The sequence below is a fragment of the Mycobacterium sp. E136 genome, assembly GCF_001666865.1.
GTDB lineage: Bacteria > Actinomycetota > Actinomycetes > Mycobacteriales > Mycobacteriaceae > Mycobacterium.
The window spans coordinates 1-3,334 of the sequence record NZ_LZJE01000300.1 but is presented as its reverse complement, the minus strand read 5'-3'; the positions used below and the strand labels follow the sequence as shown (position 1 = coordinate 3,334).

The 3,334-nt window shown below is 67.1% G+C and carries 5 protein-coding genes; 1 reads left to right on the top strand and 4 read right to left on the bottom strand.

Annotated features, from left to right (window positions below; translation table 11 throughout):
• A partial coding sequence (locus A5698_RS19310) for a chloride channel protein (protein ID WP_197506834.1) occupies positions 1–244 on the top strand: 244 nt, incomplete at its 5' end.
• Here the strand turns inward: A5698_RS19310 and A5698_RS19305 are convergent.
• The 4 genes from A5698_RS19305 to A5698_RS19290 all read right to left on the bottom strand — a co-directional run.
• Positions 237–800 (bottom strand): Dps family protein, encoded by a 564-nt coding sequence (locus tag A5698_RS19305; protein ID WP_068300131.1) that lies wholly within the window; start codon positions 798–800, stop codon positions 237–239. The genes A5698_RS19310 and A5698_RS19305 overlap by 8 nt on opposite strands.
• A gap of 79 nt (positions 801–879) precedes the next feature.
• The gene (locus A5698_RS19300) at positions 880–1,791 is read right to left on the bottom strand and encodes a DNA-3-methyladenine glycosylase family protein (RefSeq protein WP_068300130.1); all 912 of its coding nucleotides are present in this window, start codon (positions 1,789–1,791) and stop codon (positions 880–882) included.
• A 9-nt stretch (positions 1,792–1,800) separates the two neighbouring features.
• On the bottom strand, positions 1,801–2,181 hold the full coding sequence (locus A5698_RS19295; RefSeq protein ID WP_068300128.1) for a DUF427 domain-containing protein: 381 nt from the start codon (positions 2,179–2,181) through the stop codon (positions 1,801–1,803).
• Between the two features lie 65 nt (positions 2,182–2,246).
• Positions 2,247–3,334 (bottom strand): transposase (locus A5698_RS19290; protein WP_068294298.1); only part of this gene is annotated, 1,088 nt, incomplete at its 5' end.

Here is a 3,334-nt window from a genome sequence, read left to right as displayed (position 1 = left end):
TGGCATGATGGCGTGCTTCGGCAGCGTCGCGCACGCGCCGCTGGCCGTGATGATCATGGTGGCGGAGATGACCGGCTCGTTCTCGGTGATCCCGTGCGCGATGGTCGCGGTCGGGATCGCCTACATGTTGGTGTCGCGCACCGACGTGTCGATCTACCAAGCGCAGCGGCTCGACAGGGACGCCGCCCGCGCCGAGCGCGACGCCACAGCGCGCCGGTCAGCTCCGCCCGAAACGGCTACTTGACCGGGGACTTCTTCTTGGCCTGGCTGGCGGCGGACTTCTCCGTCTTCGCACCCTCGTTGGCCAACTGGCCCCCGGCATTCTCCAGGTGTGCGCGGACGAACCACTGGAACTTCTCCAGTTCGGCGGCGTGGCCGATCAGGATGTCCTCGGTCACCGGGTCGGCGTCCTCGGCCTCTTCGATGTTCTGACGCGTGTCCTCGATGATCCCGTCGTAGACCAGGTCGAGCGCGGCGAGGTGCGCCTGCACGGTGTCGCGATCAAGTGAGTAGTCATCCCAGCTGCGGTCCTCGATGATCGCGCCCGGCGTGCCCTTCGGCGAGAAGCCAAGGGTCGCGATGCGCTCGGCAACCTCGTCGGCATAGCCGCGCACCAACTCGACCTGCGGGTCGATCATCTCGTGCACGCCGATGAAGTTCGGCCCCACCACATTCCAGTGGATGTGCTTGAGGGTCAGGTGTAGGTCGTTGTACCGGCTCAGCTGCTTCTGCAGAAGTTCAGCGACCTTGGTGGCGTCTTTGTCAGTCATTCCGGGGACTGTGTAATTGGATCTAGGCATTGAAGCTCCTTTGCACGCTCAGATGTCGTCGCTTCGACTACCCGCTGCACTGGGGAGGTAATCAGGCCCGTCGCGGGCGTCACATCTCGATCAGATTCGGGATCGCCATGCGCGGTCCGAATCGCGGCAGCACCGCCAACCCGCTCACTTCCAGGAGGCGGACCGCGCGGTGGCGGTGGGGTCGAAGCGGTTCCAGCAATTCGACCATCGCCGGATCGTCGATGGGATGCCCGAGCAGGCTCCACCCGACCATCTTCGCCAGGTGGTAGTCGCCGACCGAGAGCGCGTCGGCGTCGCCGAACGCGCGCTGGCTCGTCTCCGCGGCCGTCCACTCACCGACCCCGGGAAGCGAGGCCATCGCGGCGCGGGCCCTGGCCGGCGACCGGGCGGCCAGCCGTTCCAACGAGTCGGCGCGCTGCGCGCACACGACGACGGTGCGCGCCCGGCGCGGATCAACGTTGGCGCGGTGGAACTCCCACGACGGAATGCGACGCCAGACCTCACCGGGCGGCGGCACCCGCATGTGGGTCGGCGCCGGTCCGGGCGCCGGGGCGCCGTACTTGGTGACGAGCAGCCGCCATGCACGACGGGCGTCCTTGCCGTAGACGCGTTGTTCGAGCACCGCGGGAATCAGCGCTTCGAGCACCCGGTCGGTGCGGCCCAACCGCAGATGCCGAACGCGTTGGTGCGCGGCGGCGATCGTCGGTTCGGTGGGCGCGAAGCCGACGCTGTCGTCGTACGCGCCGAGTAGAGCGGGCAGCGTCTCGGCGAACTCACTGGCGCCCTGCCCCCACGCCTCGCAGTCAACGGCGTCGGGTGCGGACTTGGTGAGCCGCGCGGTGACCGGGCCGCTGCGCATGAGGCTGGTGCGCCAGATCGCGCCGTCGGGAGCGTCGTAGTAGCACGGGTCCTTGCGGCCGCGCCGCAGCGGTGACAGCGTCAGCGACGGGCTGACCGGGCCGTCGAAGACGACGCTGACCGAGGTGGGCATTGGCCAAGGCTATGCCGAGGCCAGGACGATCTCGGCCTTGTCCGGATAGAAGGCGACGTGGCCGGCGATCTCGCCGACGGCCGGGTAGGGCTTCTCGTAGGTCCAGATGGCGTCTTCGACCGTGGCGCCGTCACCGGTGACGAGGTGGTAGTAACTGGCGTCGCCCTTGAAGGGGCAGTACGTCCGGGTGTCGCTGGGCCGGAGTTTGTCCTCGGCGATGTCGTCGCGCGGGATGTACTGCACGGCCGAATATGTCGACTCCTGCAGCGTCAGCGCGCGGTCGGTGTCGGCGACGATCTCGCCGTTCACTCGAACGGTGACGTGTCTGCCGGTCGGCTCGACGGTGATGGGGTGCTCCGCGGTGGGTTCGAGTACGGGTCGATCGCTCATGTCATCACCAACGCGTCAGATGCTGCTTCGAATTCCGGACTTGATGCTCCTATCTCTGTTATGGGTCAAGCGGCGTCTATGGTCAGTGTGTTTAGCCATTGGCGGTAGTTGGTGGCGAGGGTGTCGTCGCGTTTGAGGCCGCGTTCGAGTCGGGAGATCGTGATTGGCCAGACGTTGAAGTGTGCTGCCGCGGCGGTCAATGTGATGTTGCGGGCTTGGCGGGTTGGACGTAGGTCGCTGTAGTCGTCGATGGGGCAGGGCTCGGTGAGGTGTCGGAACATCTCGCGTGCGATGGCCCGTTTGAGTAGACGTAGGACGTCGTTCTTGCTGCGCCCAGCGGCCAGTTGGCGGGCGACGTAGTCGCGGGTGCGTCGGTCGTGAGACCAGCGGACCAAAGCGATGCGGTGCAGGGCGTTGTTGGCGGCGCGGTCTCCGCCGCGGGACAGCCGATGCCGGGTGGTTTTTCCCGATGAGGCCGGGATCGGTGCGACCCCAGTCAGCATGGCGAACGCTGCTTCGCTGCGTAGTCGGTGACTGTTGGTTCCGGCTGTGATGAGCAGTTGGGCGGCGGTGTCGGGGCCCACTCCGTAGGCCGCCCGCAAAGCGGGGTTGAGCGCGGCGGTCAAGGCGTCGAGCTCAGCGGTCAGCTCACGGTCTTGGCGCTCGAGGTACCCGATGCGTTGCGCGAGCGCTTTACAGGCGATCAGCACCGATACCGTTGTGGGGTCCTCGTGTGCGCGGGGGCGGCAGCCGGCCAGCGCTTCGACCAGACGCAGGGTGGTGGGGTAACGGCGGTAGCGTTCCCGAAGATCGGCCGGGGCGGTCACAAGCAGGTCCTTGATCTGCTGGATAGCCGCGGTGCGGGCTTTGATCGCGCCGCGACGAGCGATCAGCAGCGCTTTGAGGGCCCCGGTGCGGGAGTCTTTGGGCACGGCAAGGCCGTGGCCGGCCAACACCGCACGAGCAGCGCTATAAGCATCGAGAGGGTCGGACTTGCCTTGGCGGCGCCGCGCCGAGCGGTCGGGACGGTTGACCTCGACGACGTGAATGTCGTTGATCTGCAATGCCTGTGTCAACCCTGCACCGTAGGAGCTGGTGCCCTCAACACCGACAGCGACGACCTCGCCGAAACTACGCGCCCAGCAGATCGCGG

Coding starts and splice junctions, on each gene's coding strand:
- A5698_RS19305 (WP_068300131.1), bottom strand. CDS start 800: ATGCCTAGATCCAATTACACAGTCCCCGGAATGACTGACAAAGACGCC.
- A5698_RS19300 (WP_068300130.1), bottom strand. CDS start 1,791: ATGCCCACCTCGGTCAGCGTCGTCTTCGACGGCCCGGTCAGCCCGTCG.
- A5698_RS19295 (WP_068300128.1), bottom strand. CDS start 2,181: ATGAGCGATCGACCCGTACTCGAACCCACCGCGGAGCACCCCATCACC.